The 16,678-nt window shown below is 69.7% G+C and carries 13 protein-coding genes; 6 read left to right on the top strand and 7 right to left on the bottom strand.

Going from position 1 to position 16,678, the window contains the following annotated elements:
- Positions 1-12 precede the first annotated feature (12 nt).
- From QSK25_RS04405 to QSK25_RS04395, 3 genes are read left to right on the top strand one after another with little or no spacing between them, the layout of a single operon-like run.
- Positions 13-2,316 carry a glycosyl hydrolase family 95 catalytic domain-containing protein gene (locus QSK25_RS04405; RefSeq protein WP_285633228.1) on the top strand — a complete coding sequence of 768 codons (2,304 nt, stop codon included), beginning with the start codon at positions 13-15 and terminating at the stop codon, positions 2,314-2,316.
- 42 nt (positions 2,317-2,358) lie between these two features.
- The gene (locus tag QSK25_RS04400; RefSeq protein WP_285633225.1) at positions 2,359-2,814 is read left to right on the top strand and encodes a hypothetical protein; all 456 of its coding nucleotides are present in this window, start codon (positions 2,359-2,361) and stop codon (positions 2,812-2,814) included.
- A 54-nt stretch (positions 2,815-2,868) separates the two neighbouring features.
- Complete coding sequence (locus QSK25_RS04395) at positions 2,869-3,309, top strand: hypothetical protein (RefSeq protein ID WP_285633222.1); 441 nt, start codon at positions 2,869-2,871, stop codon at positions 3,307-3,309.
- Here the strand turns inward: QSK25_RS04395 and QSK25_RS04390 are convergent.
- On the bottom strand, positions 3,306-4,313 hold the full coding sequence (locus tag QSK25_RS04390) for a LacI family DNA-binding transcriptional regulator (protein WP_285633218.1): 1,008 nt from the start codon (positions 4,311-4,313) through the stop codon (positions 3,306-3,308). The genes QSK25_RS04395 and QSK25_RS04390 overlap by 4 nt on opposite strands.
- A gap of 117 nt (positions 4,314-4,430) precedes the next feature.
- On the opposite strand from QSK25_RS04390, the gene QSK25_RS04385 reads away from it, so the two are divergent.
- Both QSK25_RS04385 and QSK25_RS04380 read left to right on the top strand, forming a co-directional pair.
- Positions 4,431-6,287 carry a discoidin domain-containing protein gene (locus tag QSK25_RS04385; protein WP_285633215.1) on the top strand — a complete coding sequence of 619 codons (1,857 nt, stop codon included), beginning with the start codon at positions 4,431-4,433 and terminating at the stop codon, positions 6,285-6,287.
- 49 nt (positions 6,288-6,336) lie between these two features.
- Positions 6,337-8,148, top strand: coding sequence for a ricin-type beta-trefoil lectin domain protein (locus tag QSK25_RS04380; protein ID WP_285633212.1), 1,812 nt, complete (start codon positions 6,337-6,339; stop codon positions 8,146-8,148).
- A 68-nt stretch (positions 8,149-8,216) separates the two neighbouring features.
- On the opposite strand, the gene QSK25_RS04375 is transcribed toward QSK25_RS04380, so the two are convergent.
- From QSK25_RS04375 to QSK25_RS04365, 3 genes are all read right to left on the bottom strand, one after another.
- Positions 8,217-8,609, bottom strand: a complete 393-nt coding sequence (locus QSK25_RS04375) for a DUF6292 family protein (RefSeq protein WP_285633209.1) — start codon at positions 8,607-8,609, stop codon at positions 8,217-8,219.
- Positions 8,610-8,691: 82 nt separating this feature from the next.
- The gene (locus QSK25_RS04370) at positions 8,692-10,056 is read right to left on the bottom strand and encodes a M14 family zinc carboxypeptidase (RefSeq protein WP_285633207.1); all 1,365 of its coding nucleotides are present in this window, start codon (positions 10,054-10,056) and stop codon (positions 8,692-8,694) included.
- 25 nt (positions 10,057-10,081) lie between these two features.
- Positions 10,082-11,950, bottom strand: coding sequence for a protein-arginine deiminase family protein (locus QSK25_RS04365; protein WP_285633204.1), 1,869 nt, complete (start codon positions 11,948-11,950; stop codon positions 10,082-10,084).
- 146 nt (positions 11,951-12,096) lie between these two features.
- Between QSK25_RS04365 and QSK25_RS04360 the strand changes: the two genes are divergently transcribed.
- Positions 12,097-14,685 carry an AAA family ATPase gene (locus tag QSK25_RS04360; RefSeq protein WP_285633201.1) on the top strand — a complete coding sequence of 863 codons (2,589 nt, stop codon included), beginning with the start codon at positions 12,097-12,099 and terminating at the stop codon, positions 14,683-14,685.
- Here QSK25_RS04360 and QSK25_RS04355 read toward each other — a convergent pair.
- From QSK25_RS04355 to QSK25_RS04345, 3 genes are read right to left on the bottom strand one after another with little or no spacing between them, the layout of a single operon-like run.
- Positions 14,682-15,047: an ester cyclase gene (locus tag QSK25_RS04355; RefSeq protein ID WP_285633198.1), complete on the bottom strand. Its 366-nt coding sequence runs from the start codon at positions 15,045-15,047 to the stop codon at positions 14,682-14,684. The genes QSK25_RS04360 and QSK25_RS04355 overlap by 4 nt on opposite strands.
- Positions 15,047-15,466: a Dabb family protein gene (locus QSK25_RS04350; protein WP_285633195.1), complete on the bottom strand. Its 420-nt coding sequence runs from the start codon at positions 15,464-15,466 to the stop codon at positions 15,047-15,049. The genes QSK25_RS04355 and QSK25_RS04350 overlap by 1 nt, the downstream gene beginning before the upstream one ends.
- Entirely contained in the window at positions 15,463-16,551 is a 1,089-nt protein-coding gene (locus QSK25_RS04345; RefSeq protein WP_285635213.1) for an MFS transporter, read from the bottom strand. The genes QSK25_RS04350 and QSK25_RS04345 overlap by 4 nt, the downstream gene beginning before the upstream one ends.
- Positions 16,552-16,678: the final 127 nt, after the last annotated feature.

Genomic DNA, 16,678 nt, shown 5'->3' with positions numbered 1-16,678 from the left:
GAGTTACGAACGATGACCTCACGTCGCACGTTTCTGAAGGCCACCGGCGCGTTGGGGCTCGGGGCCGTGGTCCTGCCCACGTTCACCTCGCACGCCGAGCCGTACCGGCCGAGCGGCAACCCGCTCACGGCCAATCCGACCACGCTCTGGTACCCCGCTCCCGCCGACGAGGCGAAGATCATCGAGCAGGGTCTCCCGATCGGCAACGGGCGCCTCGGCGCGCTCGTCGGCGGTGGCGTCGAGAAGGACTTCCTCTACCTGACCGACGTCACGCTGTGGACCGGCGAGCTGAACGACGCCCTCGAAGGCGACGGCCAGTTGCCCTACGACCCGACGCGCTTCGGCACGTTCTCCATGCTGGCCAAGCTCTACGTGAACGTGCCGGGCCACGCGGGCGCCACGAACTACCGCCGCGAACTCGACCTGAGCAACGGCCTCGTCACCACGAAGTACACGCACGGCGGCAAGCAGTACCGCCGCGAGATCTACTCGAGCCACCCGGACGACGTGGTGGTCGTCCGCCTCGTCGGCCCGAGCCAGACCGGCACGATCGACCTCGTCGGCGCACACGGCGAACCGACCGTGGGCGACTCGCCGCACACCGCGGCGGTGTTCACGGGCTCATTCGCGAACAAGCTGGCGTACGCCGGTGTCGTCACGGCGTTCAGTCCTGATGGGACGGTCGAGGTGGACGGCGCGAAGCTGGCGTTCACGGGCTGCTCGGACCTGGTGGTCGTGTTCTCCGGCGGCACGAACTACGTGCCGGACCACACCACCGGGTTCATGGATCCCCTCGTGGAACCGGCGAAGCTCGCGCTGGAGAAGGCGAAGGTGCGCGCCAAGGCGGACGCCCTGCTGCGCACGCACGTCGCCGACTACCGCAAGAAGTACGACCGGCAGCGGGTCGACCTCGGCCGGTCCACCGACGCCCAGCGCGCGACGGACACCTGGACCCGGTTGCAGGCCAGGGCGTCGAGCAACGCGCCCGACCCGGAGCTGGAGGCGAGCTACCTCCAGTTCGGCCGCTACCTCGCCATCACGGCGTCGCGCGACAACCTGCCGATCAACCTGCAGGGTCTGTGGCTGTCGAACAACAACCCGGACTGGTACAGCGACTACCACACCGACATCAACATCCAGATGAACTACTGGCTCGCGGACCGGGCCGCGCTGTCGGACACGTTCGAGGCGCTGGCGGACTACTGCCTCGCGCAGCTGCCGGCGTGGACGAACACCACGCAGGCGGTGTACCAGGACGAGCGCAACCGGTTCCGCAACACCAACAACCGCGTGGCCGGATGGGCGATCGCCTTCTCCACCAACATCTACGGCGGCAGCGGCTGGTGGTGGCACCCCGGTGGCAACGCCTGGCTGTGCATGTCGCTGTACGAGCACTACGAGTACACGCTCGACCGCGACTACCTGGCCAAGATCTACCCGTTGCTCAAGGGCGCCTGCGAGTTCTGGGAGGCACGCCTGGTCGAGACCCCGGACGGCCTCGTCGACGACCACGACTGGTCGCCGGAGCACGGTCCGCAGGACACCCGCGGCAACACCTACAACCAGGAACTGGTGCACCACCTGTTCGGCACGTATCGGGCCGCGACCGACGTGCTGCGCCGCGACCAGGCGTACGGACGCAGGATGTCGGCGTTGCGCGACAAGCTCTACCTGCCGGTCGTCAGCCCGAAGACCGGCATGCTGCAGGAGTGGATGTCGCCCGACGACCTCGGCGAGACCACGCACCGGCACCTGTCCCCGCTCGTCGGGTTCTTCCCCGGTGACCGCATCAACCGCGACGACTCCCCCGCCGCGATCCTCGACGGCGTGAAGCAGCACCTGATCACGCGCGGCATGGAGAGCTTCGGCTGGGGACTCGCGTGGCGCGCGGCCTGCTGGGCCCGGCTGAAGGACGCCGACCGGTCGTACGAGCTGATCGGGAAGGTCATCCGGCCGTCGATCGACCACGCGAACGGCACGGCGCCGAACTTCTTCGACATGTACAGCTTCGGCGACCGTTCGATCTTCCAGATCGACGCGAACCTGGGCGCTCCGGCCGCCATGCTGGAGATGCTGCTCTACGGCCGTCCCGGCGTGATCGAACTGCTGCCCGCGCTGCCGAAGGCGTGGAAGACCGGTTCGGTGACCGGGATCGGCGCGCGCGGCGGCTTCAGCGTCGACCTGACGTGGAAGGACGGCAAGGTCACCAGTGTGACCGTGCGCAGCGTCGGTGGCACGGAGACCGAGGTCCGCTTCGGGAACTGGAAGAAGAAGGTCAAGCTGCACAAGGGTCAGTCGGTGACGCTGCGCCCGTGAAAAGCACGGGGTTCGTGGTCATCGGCGTCCTAGGATCGGCCGGTGACCACGAACCCTGTCGAAGTCGTCCTGACGGACCGCGGTTCCGCGCGGGTCCAGCGCGCGCTGGCCGCCATCAGCATCGCGGCGTCGGTCGCGGGCGGCGTCGTGGTCGCCTTCTCGGACCAGGCGTGGTGGGCGATCGTGCTGTGGGAGCTCGGACTGCTCGTGGTCGTGTTCGGCATGCTGGCGCTGTGGACGACGGCGTCCGACGACGCCGACCAGACCGCCGCGCTGAGGGAGGCGGGCACGCTCGTGCGGGGCGAGGTCACCGACAAGACCGTGTTCGACGTCAGTGACGCCATCATGTACGAGCTCACGCTGCGGATCCCGGTGCCGGGCGGCGGTTTCGAGGACCGCCACCGGTGCAGCCGGTCCGAGTGCACCGCCGTGCTGACGGGCGGACAGGTCACCGTGCTGCTCGACGCCACCACGCGCACCTGGGCCGTCGTGCACTAGCCGGCGGTCGAGTCCGTCCGGCAACGTTCTGAGCCACGCCACTAGGATCTCCGGGTGACCACGACCCCGGTCGAAATCGTCCTGACGAACCCGGCCACCGCCGTCGCCCAACGAGCGTTCGCGGGCACCACGGCGGTCGCGCTGGCCGCCGGCATGATCGCGGTCGCCTTCTCGGACGGCCCGTGGTGGGCGACCGTCCTCTGGGAGCTGGCCCTGCTCGCCGGGGTCGCCGTCATGGTCAGGGTCTGGTCCTCGGCCGGCACGTCCGCGACCAGGTCCACCGCCCTGCGCGCCGGAGGAACCACCGCCAGCGCCGAAGTGCGCAACAGCACCAAGGACTTCGACGGTGAGTCCGTCACGCACGACCTCACCCTGTGGGTTCCGCTGGAGGACAGCGGTTTCGAGGTGCGCCACCAGTGCAACCACTACCGCGGCGAACGAAGCCTTCAGGTGCTGGTCGACCCGGCCGACCGCACCTGGGCCGTCGTGCACTAGAGCGCGGCCGTCGAGTCCCGCACCACTAGTGTCGTCGCCAGTTCGATGTGCAACGCCTCCGGCTGGTGCCCGTCCAGCACGCGCATGAGCTGCGTGACGGCGATGCTTCCCATCTCCTGCAACGGTTGCCGCACCGTCGTGAGCCGCGGGTCGGTCGCCTCGGCCAGGTCGATGTCGTCGAACCCGGCCACGGACAGGTCCTCCGGTACGCGCAGACCGCGTTCCCGCGCCGCCTGCAACGTGCCCACGGCGACCTTGTCGTTGAAGCACACGACCGCGGTCGGGCGGGGTTCCAGCGCCAGCAGTTCGGCGGCGGCCGCCTTGCCGTGCGCGGTCGTGGGTTCCACGTGCCGCAACCGGTCCGGCGACAGCAGCACGCCGGCCTTCGCCAGTGACGCGCGGTGGCCTGCCAGGCGGGCGTCGCCGGCGAGCCACTCCTCCGGTCCGGCGATCACGGCGATGTCGCGGTGCCCGAGGGCGATGAGGTGGTCGGCGACGGCTCGCGCGCCCGCGAAGTGCGCGGCGGAGACCGAGGCGATGTCGGGCAGCGGCAGGATGCGCGGGTCGACCACGACGAACGGGTAGCCGGCGCGGGTCAGCGCGAGCAGGTCGTCGCCCTCCTCGGGCGGCAGGATGAGGATCGCCGCGTCGACGTCGGCCATGTCCGGCAGCGCGCGCAGTGCGGCGGAGCCCTGGCCCGACTCCCCCGCGTCCAGCAGCATGCGCAGGCCGTGCAGTTTCAGCGTTTCGGCGATCGACGACACGATCAGGCCGAAGTAGTCGGTGAGGACGTACGGGCAGCGGACGTAGACCGTGCGCGTGCGTGGCGGGACGGCGTCCTGCTTGCGCCGTTCCACGGCCTGCAGGACCAGGTCACGGGTCCGCTGGGCCACGTTGACATGATCGTTGAGCACGCGGGAGACGGTCGCGATCGAGACACCGGTCTCCGCCGCGATGTCCCGCAGGCTCGCGCGCTGTTTCACGTTCTCGATCTTGCGTTCCACCAGGTCACTGTACCGGAACTCGGCCAGACCATTGACGATCGGCACACCCCGGTGTTTCATCCTGAAACACCAGCGTTTCACAGTGATCTAGACGTGTTACATGTCGTGAGGACGTCAATGAGAACAACCGCGATCGTCGCCTTGGTAGTGGGCCTCACCGCCGTACCGGCCGCCGAAGCCACCAGCGCTCCGCAGGTCCGCGTCTGGGTCACCACCCCGGACCGGGCGGAACTGATGCACGAACGCCCCCGCGTCACGTTCGGCACCAGCGAGTCGGCGCACCCGACGATCGTGGTCGACCCCGACCGCCGCTACCAGGAGATCGACGGCTTCGGCGCGTCCATCACGGACTCGTCCGCCGAGGTCCTCGCGGGCCTGGCCCCTGCCGTCCGCGCCGAGACCATGCGCAAGCTCTTCGATCCGAAGAACGGCATCGGCGTCAGCTTCCTGCGCCAGCCCGTCGGTTCGTCGGACTTCACGGCGGCGAAGGAGCACTACACCTACGACGACGTGCCCGCGGGCCAGACTGACTTCCCGCTCCGGCACTTCAGCATCCGCCACGACGAGGCGAAGGTCCTGCCGTTGCTGCGCGAGGCCAAGCGCCTCAACCCGAAGATCAAGATCATGGCCACGCCGTGGAGCCCGCCCGCCTGGATGAAGGACAACGACTCGCTGGTCGGCGGCAAGCTCAAGGACGACCCGAAGATCTACGACGCGTACGCGCGTTACCTCGTGAAGTTCGTGCAGGCGTACGCGAAGGCCGGTGTGCCGATCGACTTCCTGTCCGTGCAGAACGAGCCGCAGAACCGCAAGCCCGACGCCTACCCCGGCACGGACATGGGTGTCGCCGCGCAGGTCCAGGTGATCGAGGCGCTCGGCCCGAAGCTCAGGCTCGCGAGCCCGCGCACCAAGATCCTCGGCTTCGACCACAACTGGGCCACGCACCCCAACGACGGCACGGCGGAAGCCGACTACCCGTACCAGGTCCTGCGGTCCAAGGCGGCGAAGTGGGTCGCGGGCACGGCCTACCACTGCTACTACGGTGACCCGAGCGCGCAGACCGCGTTGCACGACGCCTTCCCGGACAAGGGCATCTGGTTCACCGAGTGCTCCGGTTCGAAGGGCGCGACCGACCCGCCCGCGAAGGTCTTCAGCGACACGCTGCGCTGGCACGCCCGCAACGTCGTGCTCGGCACCACCCGCAACTGGGCCCGCAGCGCCGTCAACTGGAACATCGCGCTCGACAGCACCGGCGGCCCGCACCTCGGTGGCTGCAACACCTGCACCGGCCTCGTCACCGTGCAGCCGGACGGCTCGGTCGTCACCGACGCGGAGTACTACACGATCGGCCACCTGTCGAAGTTCGTGAAGCCGGGCGCGCGCCGGATCGCCAGCACTTCGTTCGGCACGACCGGCTGGAACGGCCAGATCATGGACGCCGCGTTCCGCAACCCCGACGGTTCCACGGCTCTGGTGGTGCACAACCAGAACGACGACCCGCGCTCGTTCGCGGTCAGCGTCGGCGACCGCACGTTCGAGTACACCCTGCCGGGCGGCGCGCTGGCCACGTTCACCTGGACCACCCAGCACAGGAGCCGGCTCGACGCCGTGTCGCTGGCCGGTGCCACCGCCACCCCGGACGGCGCGGCGGCGATCGACGACGACGCCTCGACCCGCTGGTCCAACAACGGAGCCCAGGCCCCCGGTCAGTTCCTCCAGGTCGACCTGGGGCGCCGCAAGGACTTCCGCCGCGTCGCGGTCGACTCCGGCGGCAACCTCGGCGACTACGCCCGCGACTGGGAACTCTCGGTCAGCGACAACGGCTCGAGCTGGCGCACGATCGCGTCCGGTGCGGGCGTCGGCCAGCTGACCACCATCGACGTGCGCCGCACCAGCGCGCGCTACGTCCGCATCACGTCCACCGGGAGCGCGAGCAACTGGTGGAGCATCGCCGATTTCCGGCTCTACAACTGAACAACTGCTATCGGGCGCTTACACCCCTGCAAGGAGCGCTATGTCAAAGATGACAGCACGTTGGCGCGGTATCGCGCTGGCGGCGGCCGTGGTGACGGTGGGAAGCACCTTGGTGTCCTCCCCCGCCGCCACCGCGGCGACCAACGCGAGCGTGTGGTTGACGACCGCTGACAAGTCGAACGCACTCACCAGGCAAGGGGACGTGACGTTCGGTTCGGGTGGCAGCGGCTCGACGATCACGGTGAACCCGAACTCCACCTTCCAGTCGATGGTGGGCTTCGGCGCCTCGTTCACGGACTCGGCGGCGTGGAACATCTTCAACTCCCCGCGCCGCAACGAGATCATGAACAACCTGTTCAACACGTCCAGCGGCATCGGCCTGAGCTTCGTCCGCCAGCCGATCGGCGCGAGCGACTACTCGCGCAACTTCTACACCTACAACGACGGCGCGGCGGACCCGTCGCTGTCCCGGTTCTCCATCGACCACGACCGGGCGTACATCCTGCCGCTGCTCCAGCAGGCCAAGCAGCTCAACCCGCAGGTGTCCTTCATGGCGACGCCGTGGAGCGCGCCGGCGTGGATGAAGAACAACAACAACCTCATCACCGGCTCGCTCAACGACAGCCGGATCGGGGTGTATGCCGACTACCTGGTCAAGTTCGCCCAGGCGTACAAGGCCGCCGGCATCCCGATCGACTACCTGAGCGTGCAGAACGAGCCGCTGTTCGAGCCGCCGGGCTACCCGGGCATGTACATGTCGCCGCAGCAGCAGGTCAACGTGATCAACACGCTGGTCCCGAAGCTGCGCGCGGCCGGTGAGCAGGCCCGCATCCTCGGCTACGACCACAACTGGGACGTCGTCGACTACGCCCAGACCGTCAACAACGGCACGGGTGCCAACGTGATCGGCTCCGCGTGGCACTGCTACCGGGGCACCCCCGACCGCCAGTCCATCGTGAAGCAGAACCAGCCCGGCAAGGACATCTTCTTCACCGAGTGCTCCGGCACGCGGTCGGCCAACGACGCCGCGACGTTCCGCGACACGTTGCGCTGGCAGGGCATGAACCTGGCGATCGGCGCGACGCGCAACCACGCGCGGTCCGTGGCGATCTGGAACATGGCGCTGGACCAGAACAACGGCCCGGTGATCGGCAGCTGCACCAACTGCACGGGCGTCGTCACCACCTCCGGCGGCAACGTCACGTACAACGCCGAGTACTACGTCCTCGGCCACCTGTCGAAGTTCGTGAAGCCCGGCGCGGTGCGCATCGACTCGACCGGCTTCGGCGAGGGTGGCGTGCAGAACGTCGCCTTCCGCAACCCCGACGGCCAGATCGTGCTCGTCGCGCTGAACACCGGCGGTCAGCAGAACTTCCGCGTGCAGTACAACGGCCAGACGTTCGGCTACACCCTGCCGTCCGGTGCGATGGCGACGTTCACCTGGCCCGGCACGCTCGACCCCGGTCAGCCGCCGACGGGCCGCACCGGCCAGATCACGGGTCTGGGCGGCAAGTGCCTCGACGTGACGGACGGCTCGACCGCCAACGGCACCCTGCCGCAGATCTGGGACTGCTTCGGCGGCCCGAACCAGACGTGGACGCTGTCCTCGGACGGCACGGTGCGCGGGCTGGGCAAGTGCCTCGACGTGACCGGCAACGGCACGGCGAACGGCTCGGCCGTGCAGCTCTGGGACTGCTTCGGCGGTCCGAACCAGAGGTGGACCGCGTCCGGCGGCACGTTGGTGAACGCCGGCAGCAACAAGTGTCTCGACGTGATCGGCAACAACAACGCCAACGGCGCGAAGTTGCAGATCTGGGACTGCACGGGCGGGGCGAACCAGCGGTGGACCGTGCCCGCGTAGGTGGAGGGACGGAAGGGCCCGGTGTCCGAAGACGGCGGACACCGGGCCCTTCCTCGTTCCCACGCGCGTCAGGACAAAGCGGTCCTCGGCTCCGGGAGGAACGCGGCGAAGTCACGGTTTGACCGCTCGTCGCCGTGCAGCAGTTCCCTCACCCAGGCGACGACCGACGCGGGCGAGGGGTGCAGGCCTTCGAGCCGGGCCACCTCGACGAGCTCCCCCAGCCGGTCCTCGATCGCGACCGACCAGCCCGCGCTCTCCTTCCACACGAGCGCGACGTAGTGGTCGGGGTGGTCGGCGAGCCGTCCTTCCAGCGCGATGTAGGCGCCGGGCAGCGGGGTGAACTCGAAGCACGAGCTGTCGCCGCGCAGGCCGAGCCCGGTGACGACCTCGCGGACGTAGCGCCTCAGTTGCCGCGCCGCCGAGTCGTCGAAGTCGATGTCGAAGCCGAAGTCAATGGTCATGCCGCGGTCCATGCCGGGCGGATACCCGTACGGGGTGTCCGGGAAACGCGTTCGCAGGACATCCGTACGGGTATCCGGTCGGTCACCCGCCGTAGGGGTTGGCGGCCTTCTTCGCGGCGTAGGTCAGCATCGGCCTGACCTCGGCCCAGTGCCCGTCCTGGCACGAGTACGCGGGCAGGAACCCGGTGCACTCGCCCTCCCAGTTGCCGATCTCCCAGGTGTAGTGGGGAACGCCGAGCTCGCCGTACACCCAGTCGTCGATCGAGCCGCCCGCGGTGTAGAGCAGCTCACCCGGCTGGCCGTACTGCCACTCGGGTCCGGCGAGCTGCGCCATGTCCTTCGCCATCGCGCGCAGCGGTCCGTCGTTCGGCGACGGCGTGGTGGTGTAACCCCACGGCAGCAGCACGACGTTGAGCGCGGCGTGCATGGTGACGACCATGCCCCGGGTCTTCGGATCCGCCGGGTCGGTGACGGCGGGGCCGCGGGTGTCCTTGAAGAGCGACCGGAAGAGCTTCTCCAGCGCCTTCGTCTCGACCTCGGAGTCCGGGCTCGGCCCGCGGTAGACCTGGTGGCACGGGTCGGACGACGTGCCGTTGTCACCCCACTGCGCGTCGAAGTTCCGGTTGACGTCGATGCCGATCTGGGCGTTCGGGTCCTGCGTCGTCGGGCAGTCCTTCGGCCCGTTGGTGTGGTTGGCGTTCTTGCGCTGCAACTTCGGCGAGTCGCCGCCGGACTGCACGATCTGCACGCCGTCCGGGTTCGCGATCGGGATGACCCAGACCTCGGTCGTGTCGAGCAGCGCGGTGACCTCGGGGTCCTTGCCGTAGCCCTGGGTCAGGTGGTCGATCCAGCGCCACGCCATGTCACCGGTGGTGATCTCGCGGGCGTGGATCTGGCCCGACACCACCATCCGCGGCTTGGGCGCGTTCGGCGTGAGCTTGCAGTCGCCGGGGGCGCGCCTGGTGAGGCAGACGGCCTTGAGGTCGTACCCGCCGGCGCCCTGGGTCTTGCGCCACGAGTCGCCGTAGTCGACGACCTTCGCGAGGCCCGCGTACCTGAACGCCACCTGGTCGAGGTGGGCGTGGTGCGCCTTCACCGTGCGGTAGCCGCCGTAGTACGTCTCGGTGACGCCACTGCCCCGCGTCTTCTGCTCGGCCGACGGCGGGGCCATCACCGACTCGACCCTGCCGGCGAAACCGGCGTTGGCGAGGTCGGTGTGGGTGGTCTTCGACCCCAGCACGAACAGGTCGTCGCCGTCGCGCTGTTCGAGGACGTCGAACCCGCGAGCGAGCAGGTCCTGCGCCTTCTGCCCCAGCGGCGCGGGGACGCGGTAGACGTAGGTGGCGCCCTCCTGCGCCGTCGGTTGCTCCGGTGGCGCCGCCACCGACGTGCCCATCAGGAAAACCGCGCTGGCGGCACCCGCCAGCGCGAGGCTCAGCCTCTTCATCCCGGTGAAACCCCCTGTGACTCCATCAGGCGCGCCACCAGTCCGCCCTGGTGGGCTCGCGGAACGCGTTGGTCCCGCAGTGCACCTCTCCCGCACCGGCGTGCAGGAAGTCCCAATCCTCCACCCACTTGATCTTGACCGGCGTGCCGGTCAGCGCCTGTTCCGTCCTGGTCTTGAACAGGTCGACACCGCCGACGCGCGGTCCGTGCGGGTCCGGTGCGCCGAACACACCGCCACCGAGCGAGATGCCGTTCGGGATGCCCGCCGAGTGCGCCACGAAGATCGAGTCCGGGGCCTGGCCGGTGCGCATCCGTTCGCCCAGCGCGGTGAGCTGCTCGCGGGTGATCCGGCCGGATGCGGTGAGCTCGTCGGCGGCCGCGGCCAGCTGCGGCCAGCGGAACTCCTGGAACAGCACGGGAACCCGGACGAGTTCGCGGTCCTGGAGACCGGTCTCCCTGGTGAGCACGGCGAGCTGGGTGTCGATGTGCTTGGCCGCGGTCTCGTTGCGGGCCAGGAAGTCCTGGTCGGCGAGCGCCTGGTCGATCGTGGGTTTGTCCCGCTCACCGGTGCCCTCGAACAGGACCGCGCTGCCGTGACCGTCCTTTGTGGCCTTGCGCAGGACGTCGAGGGCGAGCCTCGGGTCGGCGACCATCAACGTCCAGCCGCGGGCGTTGCGGGCGGGGATGGCGTGCACGGTCTCGTCGGAGTGGCCGACGGCGAGCCACGACGTGTCGATGACGACCGGCTCGGCGTACTGGTCCCCGATCATCTTGGCGAACGTCGGGTCGGGCATGCGTGCCTGCGTGCTGCCGAACAGCGGCCGGCCCAGCTCGTGACCCCGGTACGGCGGCAGGCTCTCGTAGTTGCCGGTGGAGTTGAGGCTGTCGTCGACCTCCGGGCCGCGCTCGGCCGTGTACTGCTGCACGACGCCGACGTCCGGGCCGCGCAGGGCGCTGAACACGACGCGTCCGGCGGGGCGCAGGGCCGGCGGGTGGTGGACGCCCTCGAACTCCATGCCCGGCCGGTAGTTGGCGCTGCGCAACAGCACCCGCATGACCTGCGGCTCGCCGTTCGGGCCCGGCATGGACGCCGTGGTGGGCTCGAAGATGTCCTGGAACCACCGGTCGTCGTTCGCGACCACCTGCAACGCCTCGTCGGGCAGGTGCGCGGCCTTCATCGCGGCCTTGAGACCCGCGACGAACTGCGGGTAGCCGGTGTCGAGGCCGGGGCTGATCGGCTTCGAGGTGACGACCTTGCTCGGTGCCTTCAGGTCGTTCTGCAGGATCAGCGGGGCGACCCGGAGCTGAACGGAGTCCGCGCTGCCGCCGGTCCTCAGCGTCACGGTGACGGTGCCGTCCCACACGGCCTTGTCCCGGATGACGTCCTTGCCCTCGAGGCCGAGCTTGACGCCCTTGCGCAGTTCGGCGGCGGTGAGCGTGCCCTTGTCGTTCAGGGACGTCCAGGTGCCGTCGCGTTCGACCCACAGGCGGGCGTAGCGGCCCTGGTTCGCGCCGAGTTCGATCGTGCCGTCCGCTTTGGTGTTGCGCGGCATCGTGCGCAGCGGAGCGAAGTCCTGGGCGTCCCGTGCGCCGTTGAGGACGTCGTCCTGGGCGTCGTTGCAGGCCGCGAGCCGTTCGTCGACGGCGATGGCGCGGTCCCGGAGGTCTTCTTCGGTGACCTCGCAGCGCTTCGCGTCGTCGTCCAGGTTGGGCAGGAAGATCGCTCCCCTGCCCTGCGTCCACCTCGTCTTGCCGGACTGGTCGGCCCAGTCGACCGTGCCGCTGCGGTCGGTGTCGGCGAGGAGCGTCGCTCCCGGCGCCGCCTGGGCCGGTACCCCCGTGAAGATCACACCCGCCAGTGCGGCCACGCCGGTGGCCGCCAGAACACGTCTCATCACAAGTTCCCCCTCGTGATCATGTGCTGGTGAGGCTATTGAACTTCTTGATGAGGACGCATCCGACTTCAGGCGACTACCCATCCACCTCAGGTTGTGGGCCGAACGGGTGACGCGTCTCGGTAGGCCTCGCATACGGTGCGTTCATGGACGCGCTCACCACCCCCTCGCTGCTCGGGCGGGACGACGAGATCCGTTGTCTGTCCGGGATGCTCGCCGCCGGTCTCGAAGGCCGGGGTGGCGCCCTCGTCCTGCGCGGGGAGGCGGGCATCGGCAAGAGCACGGTGCTCGATCACGTGCGGTCGTCGGCGGCCGGGTTCCGGGTGGTCGAGGCGTCCGGGTCGGAGTTCGAGACCTCGCTGCCGTTCGCCGCGCTGCACCAGCTGTGCCTGCCGTTGCTGGACTCCTCCTCCGGTCACCACCGGGAGGCGCTCGACGTCGCGTTCGGCCTGGCCATCGGAAAGCCTGATGTGGTGCGGGTCGGGATGGCCGTGCTGGACCTGGTGAGCCGCTCCGGGCCGGTGCTGTGCCTGGTGGACGACGCGCACTGGCTCGACGAGGCGTCGGCCGGGGTGTTCGCGTTCCTCGGGCGCCGGCTGGCCGCCGAGGCCGTCGTGCTGGTGTTCTCGGCGCGGTCCGGTCCGTCCAAGTTGGACGCGTTGCCGGGGCTGGAGCTGCGCGGGCTGGCCGACGCCGACGCCCGGACGTTGCTGTCGTCCGCCGTGGTGGACGACAAGGTGCGCGAACGCCTGCTGTCGGAGGCGCGCGGGAACCCGTTGGCGTTGCTGGAACTGCCGAAGGCGGGCGGGTTCGCCATGCCGGACGTCGCGTCGGTGCCGAGCCTGGTCGAACGCAGCTTCCAGGACCGCGCGGCCTCCCTGCCGGCGGACGCCCGGCTGCTGCTGACGGTGGCGAGCGCCGACCCGACCGGGGAGCCCGGGTTGTTGTGGGCCGCGGCCGCACGGCTCGGGATCGAGGTGGCCTCCGCCGGGGTCGAGGCCGAGGGGTCCGGGCTGGTCGGCATCTCCACGCGGGTGCGGTTCTGCCACCCGCTCGCCCGCTCGGCCGTGTACCTGGCGGCCTCTCCCACCGAACGGCAGGCGGCACATCTCGCGCTGGCCGCCGTGACCGATGCCCGCACCGACCCCGACCGGCAGGTGTGGCACCGCGCGCAGGCCGGTACCGGGCCCGATGACGCGCTGGCCGCGGACCTGGAGCGGTCCGCCGATCGCGCCCGGGCCCGTGGTGGAGTGGCAGCGGCGGCGGCCTTCCTGGAACGGGCGGCGGCGTTGTCGGTCTCCCCCTCGCTGCGGGCCGCGCGCACGGTGGCGGCGGCCGAGGCGAAGCTCGACGCCGGTGCGGTGGACGACGCCGCCGAGCTGCTGACGAGCTTTCCGGCCGATGATCCCCGGGCTGACCTGGTGCGCGGGCGGATCGCCTTCGTGCGCAGCGAGTCGAACGACGGGCCGTCGTTCGTCCTCCGCGCCGCGCGCCGGGTTTCCGGTGCCGAGGCTCGTGATCGCGTGCTGGACGCTTTTGAGCTCGCGTTGGCCTTCGGACGGCCTTCCGGAGTGATGGACGCCGTCGTGCGCGAGGCTCGGGCGCTCGAACGCGGGTCGGACGCGCTGGAGGCGTTGGTGCTCCTCGCCGACGAGGGACACGCGGCCGCGGTTCCGTTGCTGCGCCGGGTGTTCGCCTCCGATGATCGAGCGTGGACCCGGCATCCGGCGTTGGCCACGATGCTCGCCGGGGAGCTGTGGGACACCGAGGTGCACTCCGCGGTCACCGACTGGCTGATGAAGACCGGGCAGCAGGCCGGGTCGCCGTTCGTGCTGCGGCTCGGCCTCGCGCAGGTGGCGACCGGGGCGGTGCTGCGCGGGGAGTTCGGGGCGGCGGTGTCGGCCATCGCCGAGGAGGAGGCCGTCGCGGACGCCGTCGGGATGGCTCCTCTGCGGTATCCGCGGTTGCACCTGGCGGCGTTCCGGGGGCAGAAGGACGCGGTGCTGGCGGAGTCGGAGCACTCGTCGCGGCGGGCCGGGGTGCTGGTCGCCAACACGCACTGGGCTTCCGCCGTGCTGCACAACGGCCTGGGCGACTACCCGGCGGCGCTGGCCGCTGCCCGTGCCGCCGTCGAACCCGGGGACCTCTACCTCGCCGGGATCGCGTTGCCCGAACTGGTCGAGGCGGCGATGCGGTGTGGTGAGACGGAGTTGGCCTCTCGGGCTTTGGACGATCTCGTGGCCCGGACTTCCCCTTGCGCCACTTCGTGGGCCGCCGGTGTGGCGTCCTGTGCCTCGGCTTTGGTGACCGGGTCCGAGGAGTGCTTCGTTGCGGCCGTGGAGCAGCTGTCGGCTTCTGCCGCTCGTCCTCATCTGGGGCGGGCGCATCTTTTGTACGGGGAGTGGTTGCGGCGGGCCGGGCGTCGGGTCGATGCGCGGGTTCAGCTGCGGTCGGCGCACGAGTTGTTCGCTGCGGTGGGGATGGAGGCGTTCGCTGGGCGGGCGGCTCTGGAGTTGCGAGCGACCGGGGAGGTGGCGCGGAGCCGTTCGGCTGACGTCGCCGAGTCGTTGACCATGCAGGAGACGCACATCGCTCGGCTGGTGGCTGGTGGGGCCACTTCGAAGGAGGTGGCGGCGCGGTTGTTCCTGAGTCCCCGCACGGTCGATGCCCACCTGCGGAACATCTACCGCAAGGTGGGCATCAACTCACGTCGTCAGCTGGCCGGGCTGTTCTAGTTGTGCGGCAGGAGACCGAGTTGCTGGGCGGCCCACAGGCCGTCGGCGTTCAGCCAGTACTCGGCGATCCTGCCGTCCTCGACGCGGAGGATGTCCGTGCCGTGGAAGGAGATCTCGTTCGCTTCGGCCAGCCACCTGATCACGACGTACGGCGCCTGTTCGATCGGGCCTACGTCGATCGTGAACTTCAGGCCGGGCATGTTCTCGTGGGAGCTCCTGACCCACTCGACGAGGTTCTCGCGGCCCTGGTGGTCCTGCTGCGGGCCGCCGGTCAGCGGTGCGACGTGCCAGACGAAGTCCTCGGTGACGATGTCGCCGGCCTGAGCGAGGTCGCCGTTCCACAGGTCGATCCAGGCCTGCATCACCTGTCTCCGTGGTGTCCGGGGGCGGCGCTGCCCGTGTACTCGCCGAGGTCCGACACGAGCTGCGTGAGCTCGGGATCGGCGTCGTAGCGCTTCTGGTGCAGGGCGGCGATCTTCGCGCCCATCTCGGGGTCCTCGTCGTCGGTGATGTCGAACGACGCGAACTTGTCGACGAGGGGCAGTCCGACGCGGTCGGTGTTGCGGTGCGCGGGGTGGATCAGGTACTCCCAGTACCCCTCCAGGTCCTCGATGACGAACGTGGCGCCCCACTCGTACTCGCCGCCGTGGTCGCGTCCGACCACGAAGGACTTGACGCTCGGGATGACGCGTCCCTGGTGGCGCAGGCTTTCCAGGGCTTCCTCGATCTGCTCGGGCGAGGCGTCCTTGCGCAGGGTGAAGCGGTTGCCGTGGTAGATCATGCTGTCTTCTCCTTGTAGGTCAGGGCGAGTACTGCCCCTGCTGCGATGGTTGCCGCGCCGGTCCAGGTGAACGCCTGTGCGATGCCCGTGACGCGGACGACTGGTTCGAGTGCCAGCGGTGAGAGGAACTGGCCCAGGAAGATGCCCGCCACCAGGCCGCTCAGGATTCGGCCCCGTTGGGCCGGTTCGGCCAGGTCGGCGAGGGTGGTGTTGAGGTTCGGGACCACCAGGCCCACGCCCAGGCCGCCGATCAGCAGCCCTGCGGTGACGGTGGCGGTGTTCGGGGCGTAGCCGATCACCAGCCACCCCGCGCCCAGCAGGCCGACGCTGATCGCCGTGGTGCGGGTCGTGGTGAGTTTTGGGTAGAGCAGGGCGCCGACGACGCTGCTCGCGGTGCTGCCGGCGATGACCACGCCGATGGTGGTGGGGGTGGCGTTCATCGACTTCAGCAGGAACGGCAGCTGGGTCGGCGCCATGTAGAAGATGAGGGTGGCCATCAGCGCCATGACGTAGATGCCCAGGGCCTCTTTGGGGAACGGCCCGGTCGTCCTGGTGCGGCTTGGTGGGCGTTCGTTCGTGAGACCCGTCGCGGCTGCCGCGGCTATCAGTGCCGCCGCGCTGTGGAGCCAGAACGGCAGGCGCCAGTCCTGGGCCGCCAGGACGCCCGCCAGCGGGAGGAACACGACTCCGCCGAGGCCTGCCGCTGCCTGCTGGTAGCCGAGGAACTTGCTGCGTTCGCTGCCCTCGAACCAGTCTGCGATCAGGGCACTGACGGCGGTCATGATGCCGCCCACTGCCAGGCCCAGGACTGCTCTGGTGGTGAGGAGGAGGGGAAGGTTCGTGACGAAGTAGCCCGCGGTGCCCGCGGTGGCGTACAGGGCGAGGCTTGCCGTGAGGAGTGGCTTGCGGCCCGTCTTGTCGGCCAGCAGGCCCGCCGCCGGTGCGCTGACCGCGATGGCCAGGGAGGTGATGGTGAGGGCCAGGCGGATCAGGACGCCCTCGCCGTACACCTCGCCCATCGCGGGCAGACTGGGGGCGATGATCGCCGCCGCCATGATCGTGAGAGTGGCGGAGGCCAGGACCACCGCCCTTGCCGTTCGCGTCGGCGCAGTTCGTGTTGTCACGAGAGCCAGATTGGCTCTCGGGGTGGCTGGTTCGCGTCGGTAGTCGTTACGTAGGTGGCCGGCTACGTAGGTGTGTCACCTGGTGCGG

This window comes from Lentzea sp. NBRC 102530, assembly GCF_030269365.1.
GTDB lineage: Bacteria > Actinomycetota > Actinomycetes > Mycobacteriales > Pseudonocardiaceae > Lentzea.
The sequence above is the reverse complement of the archived record's forward strand: the minus strand, read 5'-3'. Positions and strand labels throughout refer to the sequence as shown.